The following is a 17,849-nucleotide window of genomic DNA, read 5'->3' as shown; positions in this document are numbered from 1 at the left end:
GCTAGCCTCCTAGTTTGCGTTTCGATTTTCATTGAGTATAAGAAGGAAATCCTTAAAATTACAGATTTCTTTCACCGCCTTTTCCATTTTGTGGTATAATGAAAAATGTTGACAAATAGTATAATAAAAACAAAGGAGAAATAGCATGCTGAAATGGGAAGACTTGCCCGTGGAAATGAAATCAAGCGAGGTTGAGTCTTACTACCAGCTTGTCTCTAAAAGGAAGGGTTCGCTGATTTTCAAGCGTTGCTTGGACTGGGTTCTGGCCTTGGTCTTGCTAATTTTGACTTCCCCAGTCTTTCTCATCTTGAGCATTTGGATCAAGTTGGATAGCAAGGGACCCGTCATTTACAAGCAAGAGCGCGTGACCCAGTACAACCGGCCGTTCAAGATTTGGAAGTTCCGTACTATGGTGACGGATGCGGATAAAAAAGGGAGTCTGGTGACTTCTGCTAACGATAACCGCATTACCAAGGTTGGGAATTTCATCCGTCGTGTGCGTTTGGATGAACTGCCTCAGCTGGTCAATGTCCTGAAAGGCGAAATGTCCTTTGTTGGTACACGACCTGAAGTGCCACGCTACACAGAGCAGTATAGCCCTGAAATGATGGCAACCTTGCTTTTGCCAGCAGGGATTACCTCTCCAGCCAGCATTCACTACAAGGATGAGGACACTATCATCAGTCAAATGACCGAAAAAGGCCTGCCAGTTGACCAAGCCTATATAGAGCATGTTCTTCCTGAAAAGATGCGCTATAACCTCACTTACCTCCGAGAATTTAGTTTCCTTGGAGACATCAAAATTATGTTTCAAACCGTGTTTGAAGTGCTAAAATAAAGTAGTCATGAGAAAATGAGTACAGACAAAAGGAGCAAATCAATGCCAAATTACAATATTCCATTTTCACCACCCGATATTACGGAAGCAGAAATTGCTGAAGTAGCGGATACCCTGCGTTCTGGTTGGATCACAACAGGTCCTAAGACAAAAGAACTAGAGCGTCGCTTGTCTCAATACACACAGACGCCTAAGACTGTCTGCCTCAACTCTGCGACTGCCGCTCTTGAGTTGATTTTGCGTGTTTTGGAAGTGGGACCTGGTGATGAAGTCATCGTTCCAGCCATGACTTACACAGCTTCATGTAGTGTCATCACGCACGTAGGAGCAACACCTGTCATGGTGGATATCCAAGCAGATACTTTTGAAATGGACTATGACTTGCTGGAGCAAGCTATCACTGAAAAGACTAAGGTGATTATTCCTGTTGAGCTTGCGGGGATTGTGTGCGACTATGACCGTTTGTTCCAAGTTGTGGAGAAGAAACGTGACCTCTTTACAGCTACTAGTAAGTGGCAAAAGGCCTTTAACCGTATTGTGATTGTTTCTGATAGTGCCCATGCTTTGGGATCTACTTATAAAGGACAACCAGCTGGTTCTATCGCTGACTTTACTTCCTTCTCATTCCATGCTGTTAAGAACTTTACAACGGCTGAGGGAGGAAGTGCGACTTGGAAGGCCAATCCAGCGATTGACGATGAAGAGATGTACAAGGAATTTCAAATCCTTTCCCTTCATGGTCAAACTAAGGATGCTCTTGCTAAGATGCAACTGGGTTCATGGGAATACGATATCGTCACACCAGCCTACAAGTGCAATATGACAGATATCATGGCTTCCCTTGGTTTGGTACAATTGGACCGTTACCCTAGCTTGCTTGACCGTCGTAAGGAAATCGTGGATCGCTATGATCGTGGTTTTGCAGGTTCTCGCATCCATCCATTGGCACACAAGACTGAAACTGTCGAATCTTCACGCCACCTTTACATCACCCATGTAGAAGGAGCGAGCTTAGAAGAACGCAATCTTATCATCCAAGAATTGGCCAAAGCAGGAATTGCAAGTAATGTCCACTACAAACCGCTTCCGCTCTTGACAGCCTATAAGAATCTTGGCTTTGATATGGCGAATTATCCTAAGGCTTATGCCTTCTTTGAAAATGAAATTACGCTCCCTCTTCACACTAAATTAAGCGATGAAGAAGTGGACTATATCATTGAGACTTTCAAAACAGTTTCTGAAAAAGTATTAGCTTCATCAAAAAAATTGTAAGAAAGTCTTGACAAAGAAAAAACAAAGTATTAAAATAAGTTCAACAAATCAGAAAAGTAATTATTTTTGATCTTCAGGGAGCCTGTGGTGATTGTGAACAGGTGGTTGGAAGTAGTGAAAGTGGGCTGATTTTAAAAATGAATTTGAAACAATGAAAGTTCGGTGCGCACACCTTACAGTGCAACTTGTTGTTAGACAAGGTAGAGATGTAAAGGGGATAGTCCCTTTATAATTGAGGTGGCACCGCGTTACCAACGCCCTCACACAGAGTAATTTTCTGTGTGTGGGCTTTTTTCTATCCGTCGTTTTGTTTATCTTTTATTAGGGCGTTAAGTCGCTTTGATGAACTTGAGTTCTATCTACAGCTCCTTGCCTACTACTAAAAGCAAACAAAAAGGCCGGATTCATACAGAAAGAGGAAAATTTTATGACAACTAAAGGTTATTTTGGACAATTTGGTGGTAGTTTTGTACCGGAGCCGATTCAGGCTTTGTTGGATGAGTTGGAAGTGACATTTGACAAATACAAGGATGATCCAGAGTTTTTGGCAGAATTTCGTCATTACTTGAAAGACTATTCAGGTCGCGAAACACCGCTTTATTTTGCAGAAAGTTTGACAGATCACCTAGGTGGCGCTAAGATTTATCTCAAGCGCGAAGATCTTAATCATCTGGGTTCTCACAAGCTCAACAATGTTTTAGGACAAATTCTTTTGGCTAAACGTATGGGCAAAAAACGAGTGATCGCAGAAACAGGAGCTGGTCAACATGGTGTTGCGACAGCAGCGGCTGCAGCCAAGTTTGGTATGGCCTGTGATGTCTACATGGGAGCAGAGGATGTGGAACGTCAACGTCTCAATGTTTTCCGGATGGAGATGATGGGAGCAACTGTTCACGCAGTTGAAACAGGGACACGAACTCTCAAGGATGCGGTAGATGCAGCCTTTGGAGCATGGATGAATGACCTTGAAGCCTTCTATGTTTTGGGATCTGCTGTGGGTCCTCACCCTTATCCTACAATTGTTCATGAATTTCAAAAGGTCATCAGTGAAGAATCTCGTCGTCAAATTTTAGAAAAAGAAGGTCGTTTACCAGACTACGTTATTGCCTGTGTAGGTGGTGGTTCCAATGCCATTGGTGCTTTTTCACAGTATGTGGCTGATGAAGAAGTTAAATTGGTTGGGGTCGAAGCTGCTGGTCATGGACTTGACACAGACAAGCACGCAGCTACTATGACAAAAGGTAGTATCGGAATTGTCGATGGTATGAAGACCTATGCAGTCTTTAAGGAAGATGGAGAGCTGGCTCCAGTTTACTCTATCTCAGCTGGTTTAGACTATCCAGGGGTTGGCCCAGAACACGCTTACTTTAAAGATTCAGGTCGCGTGGAATATGTAGCAGCGACAGACGAAGAAGCTGTTCAAGCCTTGCTCCTTCTCAGCAAGACTGAAGGAATTATCCCAGCGATTGAAAGTTCACACGCCATCGCAGAAGCGGTTAAACGTGCACCGAAACTAAGTAAAGATGAAATTATCATCATCAATGTCTCTGGTCGTGGAGACAAGGACGTAGCTGCGATTGCAGACTACCTAGAAGCTAAAAAATAATAGATGGAAAAATTACAGTCCTTTCTCTCATAGAGAGCTTGTGGTTGCTGGAAACAAGCAGAGAAAGCTGTAAGGTTGGGTCCATCTGAAACAAGAGAAGAAAACATAATTCTCAAGGGAGTGCCCTTTATCGCACAGCCTGTTACAGGAGGTATCTGAGACAGGAATGAGAGATAGGAGAAATCCTATAATTGAGGTGGCACCGCGAATTTCGTCCTCACGCAAGTTATTTTGCGTGGGGATTTTTATATATTTACCGCAGATATTGCGATTAATTTTTTAAATATTTTCAATAAATAGGTCGTTATAGAATATTTACGAACGAAGTGAGTTTCTAAAAGATGTTTCCCGCCATAGTGGTATCCTAGAGAAGCAAAGATGCTTCTCTAGGACGGAATTTTTGAGACACATGGCTCAAAAATTAGATCTTTCATTTCATGGATTTCTAAAATCATCCACTGGATAATTTTACCTCCCGTCCGCACTATTTAAGGGAAATAGAAAAAAGATAAAAATTAAAAATAAGAAACTGAAAGGGAAATACAATGGAACGAATCATTCATGGAGATGTCTTATCACCAATCTTGGCTTATATGCGCCTAAAGGGGCAACACAAGGTGATCTTAGAGAGTATTCCGAGAGACAAGGAAACCGCTCGTTTTTCTATCTTAGCCTATAATCCAGTTTTTGAGATTCAGTTTGAAAATGGAGTTCTTTATCAAAATGGGCAAGTGATTGATCGGGATCCTTTGGATTTCCTTTATGAAGTGACTCATAAGAGCCAACACCATTCAGACCTCCCTTTTGGTGGGGGAGCCATTGGCTTTGTGGGTTACGATATGATTTCGCTCTATGAGGAAATCGGCCAAATCCCTCAAGATACCATTGGGACTCCAGACATGCATTTCTTTGTCTATGAGAGCTACATGGTCTTTGACCACAAGAAGGAAAAAATCCATGTCATCGAAGATGCTCTTTATAGCGATCGCAGTCAAGAAGATTTGGAAGCAGCCTTGAAGCAAGTGCTTGAGGAATTACGCATTCCTGCTCCAAATGAATTTGAAGACTTGGATCTATCTCCGCTGGACTTCAAACCCCATATCGCTCCTCAGAAGTTTGAGCAAATGGTGGAAACCGCTCGTGGCTTGATTCGTAATGGTGATATGTTCCAATGTGTACTCAGTCAGCGCTTCTCAGCAGAGGTTACTGGAAATCCTTTTGACTTCTACAGAAATCTCCGCGTGACTAATCCTTCTAATTACCTCTATTTCTATGACTTTGGTGATTATCAAATCATCGGTGCTAGTCCAGAAAGTTTGGTTTCTGTCAAAAATGGCATCGTGACAACCAATCCGATTGCAGGGACGAGACCAAGAGGAGAAACGGATGAAGAGGACAAGGCCTTAGCGACAGACCTGCTTTCTGATGAGAAGGAAACAGCAGAGCATCGAATGCTGGTGGACTTGGGTCGTAACGATATTGGCCGCATCTCTGAAACATCCAGTGTTCAAGTTACCAAGTATATGGAAGTAGAGCTTTTCCGCTACGTCATGCATTTGACCAGTGTTGTGAAAGGACGGTTGCTTCCAGAACTCACTGCCATGGATGCCTTGAAATCCACACTTCCAGCTGGAACAGTTTCAGGAGCACCAAAGATTCGGGCCATGAGACGTATCTATGAACTGGAAACAGAAAAACGTGGCGTATACGCAGGAGCAATCGGCTACTTGTCTGCGACGGGTGATATGGATTTCGCCATTGCCATCCGAACCATGATTCTCAAAAATCAAACAGCCTATGTGCAGGCTGGGGCAGGGATTGTCTACGACTCCATCGCCCAAAACGAATACCAAGAAACCATTAACAAGGCTAAATCTATGACTAGAATTGGAGAACTAAGACCATGATTTTATTGATTGACAACTATGATTCTTTTACCTATAACTTGGCCCAATACATTGGGAATTTTGCAGAAGTTCAGGTTTTGAGAAATGATGATCCCAAGCTGTATGAAGAAGCTGAAAAAGCAGATGGTCTGGTCTTTTCTCCTGGTCCTGGTTGGCCAGTTGATGCTGGTAAGATGGAAGACATGATTCGTGATTTTGCAGGTAAGAAGCCGATTTTAGGGATTTGTTTGGGTCACCAAGCCATTGCAGAAGTCTTTGGTGGTAAGTTAGGTTTGGCTCCAAAAGTCATGCATGGGAAACAGAGCAATATCAACTTTGAAGCGCCATCTGTTCTGTATCAAGGTATCGAAGATGGCCGTGCGGTCATGCGTTACCACAGTATTTTGATTGAAGAAATGCCAGAAAACTTTGAAGTGACAGCTCGTTCGACTGATGACCAAGCCATCATGGGGATTCAACATAAAAACCTACCGATTTATGGCTTCCAGTACCATCCAGAGAGCATTGGAACGCCAGATGGTTTGTCTTCTATTCGGAATTTTATCGACAAGGTTGTAAAGTGAGGAAACTAGGATGAAAGAGATTATTGAAAAACTAGCAAAATTTGAAAATTTATCAGGTGTGGAAATGACGGATGTCATTGAGCGTATCGTAACTGGACGTGTAACAGAGGCACAGATTGCTTCTCTCCTTTTGGCTCTTAAGATGAAGGGGGAAACACCTGAAGAGCGCACAGCCATTGCTCAAGTCATGAGAGGACATGCCCAACACATTCCAACTGAGATTCATGATGCCATGGACAACTGTGGTACAGGTGGGGACAAGTCTTTCAGCTTTAACATCTCTACAACTGCAGCCTTTGTCTTGGCTGGTGGCGGTGTCCACATGGCCAAGCACGGTAACCGTTCGATTTCTTCTAAATCTGGCTCTGCAGATGTCCTAGAAGCCTTGGGTATCAATCTAGACCTCAAACCAGCTGAACTAGGTAAGGTCTTTGATAAAACTGGCATCGTCTTTCTCTTTGCTAAAAATATGCACCCAGCCATGAAATATATCATGCCAGCTCGTTTGGAACTAGGAATTCCAACGATTATGAACTTGACTGGTCCACTGATTCACCCAATGGCTTTGGAAACACAGCTTCTTGGAATTAGCCGTCCAGAACTTCTAGAAAGTACAGCTCAGGTTTTGAAAAATATGGGTCGCAAACGTGCCATCGTGGTTGCTGGACCAGAAGGTTTGGATGAAGCCGGCTTGAATGGAACAACCAATATTGCTCTTCTTGAAAATGGCGAAATTACCTTGTCAAGCTTTACTCCAGAGGATTTGGGAATGGAACGCTACGCTATCGAAGATATTCGTGGAGGTAACGCTCAGGAAAATGCAGAAATTTTGCTCAGCGTTCTTAAAAACGAACCAAGTCCATTCTTGGAAACGACAGTTTTAAATGCTGGTCTTGGTTTCTATGCTAATGGTAAGGCAGCTAGCATCAAGGAAGGAGTTGCCTTGGCCCGTCAAGTGATTGCTAGTGGCAAGGCTCTTGAAAAACTCAGACTGTTACAGGAGTATCAAAAATGAGTCAGGAATTTTTAGCACGAATTTTGGAGCAGAAGGCGTGTGAGGTTGAGCAGATGGAACTGGAGGAAATCCAGCCCCTGCGCCAGACCTATCGCTTGGCTGACTATCTAAAACAACACCAAGACCGTTTACAGGTAATCGCTGAAGTCAAGAAGGCTAGCCCTAGTCTGGGAGATATCAATCTCGATGTGGATATTGTGCAACAGGCCCAGACTTATGAAGCGAACGGCGCAGTGATGATTTCTGTTCTGACAGATGAAGTTTTCTTTAAAGGTCATTTGGATTATCTACGGGAGATTTCCAGTCAGGTACAGATTCCAACGCTCAACAAGGACTTTATCATCGATGAAAAGCAAATCATCCGAGCTCGCAATGCAGGTGCAACAGTCATCCTGCTCATTGTGGCAGCCTTGTCCGAAGAACGTCTTAAGGAACTGTATGACTATGCGACAGAGCTTGGTCTGGAAGTCTTGGTGGAAACTCACAATCTAGCTGAACTAGAGGTAGCTCACCGCCTTGGAGCTCAAATTATCGGTGTCAACAATCGCAACTTGACTACCTTTGAGGTCGACTTGCAGACCAGTGTAGATTTGGCCCAGCACTTTGAGGAAGGTCGTTATTACATTTCTGAATCTGCCATTTTCACAGGGCAGGATGCGGAACGAGTAGCACCATCCTTTAATGGAATTTTAGTTGGGACAGCTCTTATGCAGGCAGAGGATGTGGCTCAAAGAATCAAGGAGTTGCAGATTGACAAAGGTTAAGATTTGTGGACTATCGACCAAAGAAGCGGTGGAAACAGCCGTTTCAGCAGGAGCAGACTACACCGGTTTTGTCTTCGCACCCAGTAAAAGAGAGGTGAGCTTGGAAGAAGCTACTGAGCTGGCAAAGCTTATTCCTACAGATGTCAAAAAGGTCGGCGTATTTGTTTCACCAAGTCGAGCTCAACTGCTAGAAGTCATTGACAAAGTTGGTTTGGATTTGGTTCAAGTTCACGGTCAGGTAGCAGATGATTTATTTGAGAATTTACCTTGTGCCAGTATTCAGGCTGTGCAGGTGGATGGAGAGGGTCATGTGCCCAATTCTCAGGCAGACTATCTACTCTTTGATGCCCCTGTGGCTGGGAGTGGCCAGACCTTTGACTGGGCTCAACTGGATACGATTGGACTAACTCAGCCCTTCTTTATCGCAGGTGGGCTTAATGAAGACAATGTAGTACAAGCAATTCAACACTTTACTCCTTATGCAGTAGATGTATCAAGCGGAGTGGAGACAGATGGACAAAAAGATCATGAAAAGATTAGAAGATTTATAGAGAGGGTAAAGAATGGCATATCAAGAACCAAATAAAGATGGATTTTACGGGAAATTCGGTGGACGTTTTGTCCCAGAAACATTGATGACAGCAGTTTTGGAGTTGGAGAAGGCCTACCGTGAAAGTCAGGCAGACCCAAGTTTCCAAGAGGAATTAAACCAACTCTTGCGCCAGTATGTAGGACGTGAAACTCCCCTTTACTACGCAAAAAACTTGACCCAGCATATTGGCGGAGCCAAGATTTATCTCAAACGTGAAGACCTCAACCATACAGGGGCTCACAAGATTAACAATGCCTTGGGACAAGTTCTTCTGGCTAAACGCATGGGCAAAAAGAAAATTATCGCTGAAACAGGTGCTGGTCAGCACGGTGTAGCAACTGCAACTGCTGCGGCTCTCTTTAACATGGAATGTACCATCTATATGGGTGAAGAGGATGTTAAACGCCAAGCTCTCAATGTTTTCCGTATGGAGCTTTTGGGAGCCAAGGTTGAGTCAGTGACAGATGGTTCGCGCGTGCTCAAGGATGCGGTCAATGCAGCCCTTCGTTCATGGGTGGCTAATATCGATGATACTCACTATATCCTAGGTTCTGCCTTGGGGCCTCATCCTTTCCCAGAAATCGTTCGTGACTTCCAAAGTGTCATCGGTCGAGAGGCTAAACAACAGTACCGCGATTTGACAGGACAAGATCTGCCAGATGCCCTAGTAGCCTGTGTTGGTGGTGGTTCAAATGCCATTGGTCTATTCCATCCATTTGTGGAAGATGATTCTGTAGCCATGTATGGAGCTGAAGCGGCTGGTCTTGGTGTGGATACGGAGCACCACGCAGCAACCTTGACCAAGGGTCGTCCAGGTGTCCTTCACGGTTCCCTCATGGATGTGCTCCAAGATGCCCATGGTCAAATTCTTGAAGCCTTCTCTATCTCAGCAGGTTTGGACTATCCTGGTATCGGTCCAGAACATTCTCACTACCACGATATCAAACGTGCTAGCTATGTCCCTGTGACAGACGAAGAAGCCTTGGAAGGATTCCAACTCATGTCTCGTGTAGAAGGGATTATCCCAGCCTTGGAATCTAGCCATGCTATCGCCTTTGCAGTGAAATTGGCCAAAGAACTCGGTCCAGACAAATCCATGATTGTCTGTCTATCAGGTCGTGGGGACAAGGATGTGGTCCAAGTCAAAGACCGCTTGGAAGCAGATGCAGCAAAGAAGGGAGAAGCTCATGCCTAAGACACTAACAGAAAAATTAAACGCTATAAAAGCAGCTGGAAAAGGAATTTTTGTTCCCTATATCATGGCTGGTGACCACGAGAAAGGTTTGGATGGTCTAGCTAAAACAATCCACTTTTTAGAAGATTTGGGTGTCTCTGCAATTGAAGTGGGCATTCCCTTTTCAGACCCAGTTGCAGATGGACCTGTTATCGAAGAAGCTGGCTTGCGCAGTTTAGCCCACGGGACTTCTACACAGGCTTTGGTTGAAACCTTGAAAACCATTGAAACAGAGATTCCACTTGTCATCATGACCTACTTTAATCCCCTCTTTCAGTACGGTGTGGAGAATTTTGTCAAAGATTTGGCAGATACAGCGGTTAAGGGCTTGATTATTCCAGACCTGCCTCATGAGCATGCCAACTTTGTAGAACCATTTTTGGCAGACACAGACATGGCCTTGATTCCTCTAGTTAGTTTGACGACAGGAATTGAGCGTCAGAAAGAGTTGATTGAAGGGGCAGAAGGATTTGTCTATGCGGTTGCTATCAATGGGGTGACAGGGAAATCAGGCAATTACCGTGCAGACTTGGACAAGCACTTGGCACAACTGCATCAAGTAGCCGATATCCCAGTCTTGACAGGTTTTGGCGTATCTAGTCAAGCCGATGTAGAACGCTTTAATGCGGTGTCAGATGGCGTTATCGTTGGTTCAAAAATCGTAAAAGCTCTTCATCAAGGAGAGCCAATTCAGGACTTTATCAAACAAGCAATAGCTTACCAAAAATAATCACACAAGTAGCAAGTAAGAGGAAAGGCACGAAAGGAAGTCTTTCCTTTTTCTTTTGCAGGAGAAAGGCTAGAATCCCTGTCGCAGAAGCAAACTGAATCAAGATAAGTAATTCGGTTACGCTAAAGACGAGAGAGCAGGAAGCTAAAAAGAGAAAATCCCCTGCGCCCATGCGGATATCGATAAAATGAGCCAAAATTCCAAGAACAAGGAAGAAGACCATGACCAGATTCCAACCAGAGGAAGCCATGAGGAGTAGATGGAAAGTCATCCAGACCAGTAAGGGATATTCCTGATGGCGAAAGTCGTAGATGCCCAAGGTCGAACCCGCAGTGATTAGGATGACTTGGCTCAAGGAAAGTAATTCCCAGGAGTAAAGCAGAAAGAGGAGTCCTAAGCCTAGTTCAAAGAGGGCATACCAGACAGGATAGCGAGCCTTGCAGTAGCGACAGCGAAAGCGACCAATTACTTGAGAGATAATCGGAATCAAATCCAAGGGGCGCAAGCGAGTCTGACAGGCATCGCAGTGGCTAGCTGGTAGGATAATGGATTGCTCAGGAAAACGGTCAATGACCAAACCAAGAAAGGAAGCGAGAATGCTCCCGACAAGAAAAAAATAAATATCAATCATACTTATCTATTCGTAAAAAATGGGAGAAGTAGTATAATGGAGAAACATAGACAAGATAGTGAGGTCAAGATGACAATTCGTTTTGAAGAAAATGTGAGCATAGAAAATGCCCAGCTCGTATGCCAATGGTCCAACTCCCTCGGCAAATCCTTTCAAGAACAATGGATGGGGCCAAAGATTCCTTTTCCCTTAACAATTCAAATCTTGCAAGATTTGGAAGGATTCTTTTCAATCTTTGATGGACAAGAGTTTATCGGTCTTATCCAGAAAATTAGACTAGAAGACAGGAATCTTCATATCGGGAGATTTTTTATCAATCCCCAGAAACAAGGGCAGGGCTTAGGTAGCCAGGCTTTAAGGAAATTTGTTAGTTTGGCCTTTGAAAATGGAGACATAGACAGTATTTCTCTAAATGTCTTCGAGGCAAATCAAAGAGCTCAGAATCTTTACCAAAAAGAAGGATTTGAAATCGTTCAAATAGTTGAAGAACCTGTACGAAAATACATCATGAAAAAGGGGAGATAGAAAGCAAACAGCCTTGAAATCAATGTTGACTGCGATTATGAACCTGAATCAGCCCCTCAAAAGGGACTGTATATGAATGAACGTTACCAGTGTTTAAAAACTAAAGAATATCAGGTACTTTTATCTTCCAAGGGTAGACAAATTTTCGCTAAACGTAAGATTGATATGAAATCTGTCTTTGGGCAGATAAAGGTTTGTTTGGGTTATAAGAGATGTCATCTGAGAGGTAAGAATCAAGTGAGAATTGACATGGGATTCGTACTCATGGCCAACAACCTGCTGAAATATAATAAGAGAAAGAGGCAAAATTAAAAAGCTAGAGTTCCGCAATTGGAAATCTCTAGCTTTTTGTTTTCTGAGAATCATCTTGACTCAGACTCTTTTGACTAATGTTACTAAAAAGATAAAGTAACTTTTAACCTTATTTATCGTCGCCACTCAACATGTTTTTGATACCTTCTACAGCACCTTCTACAGCGTCTTTGGCATCTTCGGCGACTTCTTTTACTTTAGAAACAACTTTTTCAGCTGCTCCTTCTTTTTCCATTTTTTCATCACCGATGGCTTTCCCAACACCTTCTTTAATAGAACCTTTAGCTTGATTTAATTTTTCTTCTACTGACATGATAATTTCTCCTGTTATATTTATTTTATCTTAGTTTACACGAGTGTTTTCGTGAGATACTACACCAGTTGCTGCACCTTTAACAGCTTCTACACCTTCGCTAACTTTTTCTTGAACAGTTGAGAAACCAGATCCAAGACCAGATTTAGCTTTTTCGAATTGTTCTGAAGCGAATTCTCCTGTTGATTCAGCAACGTCAGATACGCGATCTTGAAGGCTTACTGAGTCTGCTTCATGTTGTTCTTTAGTTTTGATGTCGACAACGTTTACGTTGATTTCAACAACTTCCAAGTCAGTCATTTTAGCAACTTCTGAAGATACGATTTCTCTGATTTCTGAATATAAAGCTGGAACATTTTTTTGGTACTCAACAATAACGTTTAAGTCAACTGCAACTTGTGTTTTACCAACTTCTACGTTAACACCACTTGTTACGTCATCGCTGTTAACGATTTTTTCTTTAAGATTTGAGAAGAAACCACCGTCGATTCCCAAAAGACCTGAAACGTTTTCTAGTGACAGACCAATGATTTTTTGTAGTAATATATGACATTGTGTTTTCCTTTTTATTTCTTAAAGCTGAGGACTGTTTTTCCACGTGAGCGACCATTAGCGACCTTGTCTAATGCGCTATTTACCTCTTCAAATGGATAAACTGTATCGATAGAGGGTTTGATTTCTAATTTACTAAAGAGGTCAGCTACCTCTTGTAATTGAGCGCCATTGCTTTCTACAAATATAAAATGGTAGTGGACGCCATATTTTTCCGCCATCTTATCAAATTTGCGACTTGCTAAGCCAAGTAAAATTTGTTTCCATTTTGGTAGATTCATGCGTTTAGCAAAGGCACCGTTTGGCATGGCACGGAGGGAAACAAGATGACCACCTTTTTTCATGATAGACATTTGTTTCTCAGTTTCAGCTCCACCGAGAGTATCGAGGACATAATCAACCTGGCTAACAGTTTTTGTATAATCCTCTGTTTTGTAATCGATAAATCTATCTGCTCCAAGGTTCAACACACGCTCAGCACTATATCCAGAACCGTTGGTGATGACCTTCAAACCTTTGGCCTTGGCAATTGGAATGGCCATTCCACCGACACCACCAGTCCCACCAGAAATAAAGATCGTTTTCCCAGCTTGAGCGCCCATGAGTTCAAGAGCCTGTATAATGGTCAAGGCAGTAAGAGGAACAGAAGCAGCCTCCTCGTCTGATAGATAGTCTGGAACCTTGGCTAAGGCTTGGCTATCGACAGCTACGTATTCTGCAAAGGCGCCGATATGATCAAGTGGCAGACGGCCAAAGACACGGTCTCCTATCTGAAAGTTGTCAACTTGCTTGCCAATGCTTTCAACGATCCCACCGACCTCGTTACCTGCAGTTTGAGGAAGTTTGTAAGGAACAATCATCTTGACCTCACCACGAGAGATCATGTTATCGAGAGGATTAACACCGGCTGCGGTGACTTTCACCAATACTTGTTTGTCTGTAATACTTGGTTTAGCGATTTCTGTGATGTTCAGTGTGATATTGTTTTTGTTATAAGTAGTGTGTTGTGCGGCTTTCATGTGATTTCTCTTTTCTTTTTCTATATGATTTTATACCTGTATCTGATACAAGTATATGTTATTTCCAGTAAAAACTGACTTGTTATCAAATCAGTTTCGGACTTGTTTAGCTTGTTTATATAGATTGTCAATGACATCTTCTAAAGTTTGATTTGCTAATTCCTTCTCTAATTGAGATTCGGCACTAGCGAAAAGCGGTGAAACTGCTCCTTGGATATGTTTTCCAACAGGGCAATCAGGATTGCTATTTTGATGAACAGGGAATAAACTAATGTGATTGATTTCTTGAGTAGCATAGTAGATCTCTAGTAAAGTCATTTTCTTTGGAGACTTACTGAGTTGATAACCTGTTTTTCCTTGCTGGGAATGAATCAAATCTGCATTTTTCAATAAGGCAATCACTTTTCGAATGTAACTAGCGTTAGTCCCAACACTAATAGCTAGTGCTTGAGAACTTAAGGTTTCCTTGCTTTCACTAATCATTGTTAAGATATGCAAAGCAACTGAGAATTTTGTATCCATATGAATCCCTCTCTTAATAAACTTGTATCAGATACAAGAACAAGTATAACATAAATTAAAAGAAAAGCAAGTCTTTTGTTTTAAATTTTAAAAAATTTTGAGTGCAATCAGATTAGAGCTGTCTGGGAAGGGTGTTCATAAAATTATACCGTTGATATCCATTAGTTGACCAAAAGTAGAACAGATACACAAAAAAGCCTTGTAAATCAAGGCTTTTTCCTGTTGTATTTAGATGCCCCCTACAGGGATTTGGAAAGGACTTTCATATTGAGAGCAATTAAAAATATTGAAATATAAGTGATTTTAGGTATTTTCAATGTCATGATTTAAAAATGGGACAAAAGTGGGGCAAATCAGTTATAGACAAGCAAAAAAGCCTTATAAATCAAGGCTTTTCCTGTTGTATGTAGATGCCCCCTACAGGGATTTGGAAAGGACTTTCATATTGAGAGCAATTAAAAATATTGAAATATAAGTGATTTTAGGTATTTTCAATGTCATGATTTAAAAATGGGACAAAAGTGGGGCAAAAACCATACAGATTCTAAACTGTATGGTTCTTTTTTTATCTAACCAAGAAAGGTTAAAACTTATTAAAACAAATGCAATCAACTGTTGAAAACTTTTTAGTCCGTGTAATATAAAAACAAGTAAAAAGTTGAACTATAGGGAATATTGTGTCATAATAGGTAATAGATGAATAATTAATAGATTGGAAATAATGCTTTCTTACCTTAACAAGTTGAATTGGTTATACATTTTTTCGTCGCAATTGTGTCTATCTCTCGAGTTTAGCTAGTTTTTATAAGCTCTGGTTTCTAATCAATATAACAAATTTTAGAAGTGCATAAGACAAGATGGTGACATTACTACAGTCATTTCTAGTCACCATATGTTGCTGGCACAGGCTGTTTGTAGTGTTGGCTATTTACTAGTCAGTTTAATCGGAGTGTTTAATTTTTATTGTTGAAAGGTTTTTATATGGCGAAAATTCTATCTTTAGGTCTGACAGGTAAGAAATTACTTGCTCAGGGGTTCTTGTTTGTTCTGCTAGGTCTCATCTTGATGGTCACGGGGACTTGGTTGCCAGTAAAGGTTATTCGACTGGTTCTGTTTTTAGCTTGGATAGCAACGGTCTTAGATTTAGTATTACGTATTTTCAAAAAAAGTCAGTCAACGGACACCTTGGGAGTTGCACTGGTTAAATTGTTAGTGCTGGGATATTTGCTTGGCTCCAATCTTGCGACGGATGTGCCGATTTATATTTTGGCTCTTGTGATTGGAGTTTATCAGATTTTTCATGCTAGTATTAACCTTGTCACCTATGTTCTCTACCGCAAAAACAAAATTCGACCTCGTTTTCGTCTCTTACTAGATGGACTCGTACTAGTTTTTCTTGGTGGGACTAGTCTTTTGTCCTCTACAGGAAATTCTGTCTTTCAACTCTTTGTATTAGGGGCTTATTTTTTCCTTTATGGTGTGTCCAATATCCGTGACGGTTTCTTATTTGAAGGGGAAATTGGGAAAAACCATCTCAAACGTCGCATTAGAATTAGCTTACCTATTGTCCTAGCCGCTCTCATCCCTGCAAGAACTTTAGCAAAAATTAACAAATTTATGCTGGAAAATGCTGATGAGGAAGAAGATATCCATCTTGGAATAGTGAAGTCTGGTAAGACAGCAGAGCTAGAAATTTTTGTTCATACAGCTGAGACCTCCCTGTTTTCAGCTATTGGTCATGTGGATATCTGCTATCAGGGCCGTGTTATTTCTTATGGCAACTATGATCCGTCATCTGAGACCTTATTTGGTATGGTAGGAGATGGTGTCTTATATTTCTGTGACCGCGATAAGTACATTGATCTATGTAAACGTGAGAGTCAAAAAACACTTTTTGGTTACGGAATAGATTTGACACCTGAAATGGAAAAAGCAGTTCAGAAAAAGTTGGCTGAATTGAAACAACTGACGATTCCATGGGAGCCAAGTGCAGATAAAATCATGACAGGTGATGGTAAGGAAGACTACACCTACGCTTATAAAATCAGACATGAGACAGATGGGGAACTTTATAAATTTATCAAATCTAAGTTTAAATCCTACTTTGTCTTATCTACAAACTGTGTGCTCTTGGCTGATACCATAGTCGGTCAGGCTGGCACCGATATCCTCTCACCCAAAGGATTTATCGCTCCAGGAACTTACCAAGCCTACCTTAATCGAGAGTTTGAAAAACCAAATAGTATAGTCGTATCTAAACATGTTTATTAAGGAGAATTTATGAACTTAGTAAAAAAATACACCCCGTTAATACTTTTTATAGGGCTGGTTGCTCTTGTAATTCTGAATGCATCGAGCTTTATATCAGGAGCAATCTCTCTCTTTGATGTAATATCAACCTTGATTTATGGTGCTGTTATTGCTTTTGTGCTTAATGTTCCTATGAAAAAAATTGAACAGTACTTAGTTAAATTGAAGGTAAAGGCAGAGTTGCGTCGTCCGATTGCCATGGTACTTGTTTTCCTAGCTCTTATCTTAATCGTGATTGCTCTTTTGGTTTTGGTGCTGCCAACCCTAGCCCAGACTATTAGTCAGCTGGGAACAGTCCTTTCAACAGTCCTTACTCAACTTGGGAAATTGCTAGGCAGCTCGGAATTTGTAACCAAAGACATGTTGTCAACTATCGTATCAGGCATACAGGGACAGTCTAGCTCTATTAGCCAAGCTTTGATAGGTTTTTTATCAGGTCTGACTAGTAATATCGGCAATATTTTTTCAAGTTTGATGAATGCCTTTTTGATTATAGTCTTCACCTTTTTATTTTTATCCAGTAAGGAACATTTGGCAGCGATGACGAGTCGACTTCTAAAAGTTTTTCTTCCAGAGAAGGTGGTGATAAAGTTGACTTACATTGGACAAGTAGCACTAGAGACTTATGACCAATTTTTGATGAGTCAGCTGATTGAAGCAGTTATCATAGGAGTTATGATAGCGGTTGGTTACAGCGTGTTTGGGATACCCTATGGAGTAATGACAGGTATCTTTGCAGGAGTGCTATCGTTCATTCCTTATGTAGGGCCTATGATTGCTTGTGTTGTGGGAGCGATTTTTATCTTCACAGTGAGTCCTACTCAAGCCTTACTTTCTCTTCTTCTATATCAAGTTATACAGCTGATTGAAGGAAACCTTATTTATCCTAGAGTTGTAGGTCAATCTATTGGTTTGCCAGCTATTTTCACGCTTGCGGCTGCTAGTATTGGAGGCAATCTCTTTGGCTTACTTGGGATGATATTCTTTACACCGATATTTGCTGTTATCTATCGATTGGTTAAGGAATTTGTCGTTGCAAAGGAAAATCAGCTAGATTAAGAAAAACTAAATTTAATAAGATATACTGAGAAGAGAGTGAGAGATTCTCTTCTCTTTTATTTTTAAATACTTTTCTACAAAAAGC

At 41.5% G+C, this 17,849-nt stretch carries 17 protein-coding genes, 2 pseudogenes and 2 other annotated features; of the genes and pseudogenes, 14 read left to right on the top strand and 5 right to left on the bottom strand.

Annotated features, from left to right (window positions below):
* The first annotated feature begins 145 nt into the window (after positions 1-145).
* The 10 genes from ACLNCV_RS08705 to trpA all read left to right on the top strand — a co-directional run bounded on the left by ACLNCV_RS08705 (position 146) and on the right by trpA (position 10,521).
* Positions 146-838, top strand: a complete 693-nt coding sequence (locus tag ACLNCV_RS08705) for a sugar transferase (protein ID WP_261015207.1) — start codon at positions 146-148, stop codon at positions 836-838.
* 42 nt (positions 839-880) lie between these two features.
* Complete coding sequence (locus tag ACLNCV_RS08700; RefSeq protein ID WP_424845102.1) at positions 881-2,110, top strand: DegT/DnrJ/EryC1/StrS family aminotransferase; 1,230 nt, start codon at positions 881-883, stop codon at positions 2,108-2,110.
* Positions 2,111-2,150: 40 nt separating this feature from the next.
* Positions 2,151-2,375, top strand: a binding site (T-box leader).
* Positions 2,376-2,537: 162 nt separating this feature from the next.
* Entirely contained in the window at positions 2,538-3,716 is a 1,179-nt protein-coding gene (gene trpB, locus ACLNCV_RS08695) for a tryptophan synthase subunit beta (RefSeq protein ID WP_000208440.1), read from the top strand.
* Positions 3,713-3,938: a binding site (T-box leader), on the top strand. Its footprint overlaps the gene before it by 4 nt.
* Before the next feature lie 323 nt (positions 3,939-4,261).
* Entirely contained in the window at positions 4,262-5,623 is a 1,362-nt protein-coding gene (gene trpE, locus ACLNCV_RS08690; protein ID WP_049543446.1) for an anthranilate synthase component I, read from the top strand.
* Complete coding sequence (locus ACLNCV_RS08685; protein ID WP_049543447.1) at positions 5,620-6,186, top strand: aminodeoxychorismate/anthranilate synthase component II; 567 nt, start codon at positions 5,620-5,622, stop codon at positions 6,184-6,186. Before trpE ends, ACLNCV_RS08685 begins: the two co-directional genes overlap by 4 nt.
* Before the next feature lie 10 nt (positions 6,187-6,196).
* Positions 6,197-7,201 carry an anthranilate phosphoribosyltransferase gene (gene trpD, locus ACLNCV_RS08680; RefSeq protein ID WP_049543449.1) on the top strand — a complete coding sequence of 335 codons (1,005 nt, stop codon included), beginning with the start codon at positions 6,197-6,199 and terminating at the stop codon, positions 7,199-7,201.
* Positions 7,198-7,965: an indole-3-glycerol phosphate synthase TrpC gene (trpC, locus tag ACLNCV_RS08675; protein WP_049543451.1), complete on the top strand. Its 768-nt coding sequence runs from the start codon at positions 7,198-7,200 to the stop codon at positions 7,963-7,965. Before trpD ends, trpC begins: the two co-directional genes overlap by 4 nt.
* Positions 7,952-8,551: a phosphoribosylanthranilate isomerase gene (locus ACLNCV_RS08670; RefSeq protein WP_049543453.1), complete on the top strand. Its 600-nt coding sequence runs from the start codon at positions 7,952-7,954 to the stop codon at positions 8,549-8,551. The genes trpC and ACLNCV_RS08670 overlap by 14 nt, the downstream gene beginning before the upstream one ends.
* Positions 8,529-9,752: a tryptophan synthase subunit beta gene (gene trpB, locus ACLNCV_RS08665; RefSeq protein WP_424845101.1), complete on the top strand. Its 1,224-nt coding sequence runs from the start codon at positions 8,529-8,531 to the stop codon at positions 9,750-9,752. Before ACLNCV_RS08670 ends, trpB (ACLNCV_RS08665) begins: the two co-directional genes overlap by 23 nt.
* Positions 9,745-10,521, top strand: a complete 777-nt coding sequence (gene trpA, locus ACLNCV_RS08660) for a tryptophan synthase subunit alpha (protein WP_265476383.1) — start codon at positions 9,745-9,747, stop codon at positions 10,519-10,521. Before trpB (ACLNCV_RS08665) ends, trpA begins: the two co-directional genes overlap by 8 nt.
* Here trpA and ACLNCV_RS08655 read toward each other — a convergent pair.
* Complete coding sequence (locus ACLNCV_RS08655) at positions 10,493-11,152, bottom strand: prepilin peptidase (RefSeq protein WP_424845100.1); 660 nt, start codon at positions 11,150-11,152, stop codon at positions 10,493-10,495. The genes trpA and ACLNCV_RS08655 overlap by 29 nt on opposite strands.
* Positions 11,153-11,221: 69 nt before the next feature.
* On the opposite strand from ACLNCV_RS08655, the gene ACLNCV_RS08650 reads away from it, so the two are divergent.
* Both ACLNCV_RS08650 and ACLNCV_RS08645 read left to right on the top strand, forming a co-directional pair.
* Positions 11,222-11,677 carry a GNAT family N-acetyltransferase gene (locus tag ACLNCV_RS08650; protein ID WP_265476400.1) on the top strand — a complete coding sequence of 152 codons (456 nt, stop codon included), beginning with the start codon at positions 11,222-11,224 and terminating at the stop codon, positions 11,675-11,677.
* Between the two features lie 39 nt (positions 11,678-11,716).
* Positions 11,717-11,989 (top strand): annotated as a pseudogene (locus ACLNCV_RS08645) (transposase); the annotation flags it as partial.
* 109 nt (positions 11,990-12,098) lie between these two features.
* Here ACLNCV_RS08645 and ACLNCV_RS08640 read toward each other — a convergent pair.
* The 4 genes and pseudogenes from ACLNCV_RS08640 to ACLNCV_RS08625 all read right to left on the bottom strand — a co-directional run bounded on the left by ACLNCV_RS08640 (position 12,099) and on the right by ACLNCV_RS08625 (position 14,395).
* Positions 12,099-12,302 (bottom strand): CsbD family protein, encoded by a 204-nt coding sequence (locus tag ACLNCV_RS08640; RefSeq protein ID WP_000109954.1) that lies wholly within the window; start codon positions 12,300-12,302, stop codon positions 12,099-12,101.
* Positions 12,303-12,332: 30 nt separating this feature from the next.
* Positions 12,333-12,845, bottom strand: a pseudogene (locus tag ACLNCV_RS08635) (Asp23/Gls24 family envelope stress response protein); the annotation flags it as partial.
* Positions 12,846-12,868: 23 nt separating this feature from the next.
* The gene (locus ACLNCV_RS08630) at positions 12,869-13,873 is read right to left on the bottom strand and encodes an NADP-dependent oxidoreductase (protein ID WP_261266856.1); all 1,005 of its coding nucleotides are present in this window, start codon (positions 13,871-13,873) and stop codon (positions 12,869-12,871) included.
* Positions 13,874-13,963: 90 nt separating this feature from the next.
* The gene (locus ACLNCV_RS08625; protein ID WP_000379854.1) at positions 13,964-14,395 is read right to left on the bottom strand and encodes an Rrf2 family transcriptional regulator; all 432 of its coding nucleotides are present in this window, start codon (positions 14,393-14,395) and stop codon (positions 13,964-13,966) included.
* Positions 14,396-15,376: 981 nt separating this feature from the next.
* Between ACLNCV_RS08625 and ACLNCV_RS08620 the strand changes: the two genes are divergently transcribed.
* Together ACLNCV_RS08620 and ACLNCV_RS08615 are read left to right on the top strand one after the other, a co-directional pair.
* A complete protein-coding gene (locus tag ACLNCV_RS08620; protein ID WP_061590429.1) occupies positions 15,377-16,666 on the top strand; it encodes a hypothetical protein in 1,290 nt (429 codons plus the stop codon).
* A gap of 9 nt (positions 16,667-16,675) precedes the next feature.
* A complete protein-coding gene (locus ACLNCV_RS08615; RefSeq protein WP_004256071.1) occupies positions 16,676-17,764 on the top strand; it encodes an AI-2E family transporter in 1,089 nt (362 codons plus the stop codon).
* The last annotated feature ends 85 nt before the right edge of the window (positions 17,765-17,849 follow it).

It is taken from the genome of Streptococcus sp. CL5.50, from assembly GCF_049738015.1.
In the GTDB taxonomy this organism is placed as follows: Bacteria; Bacillota; Bacilli; order Lactobacillales; family Streptococcaceae; genus Streptococcus; species Streptococcus mitis_CA.
The sequence above is the reverse complement of the archived record's forward strand: the minus strand, read 5'-3'. Positions and strand labels throughout refer to the sequence as shown.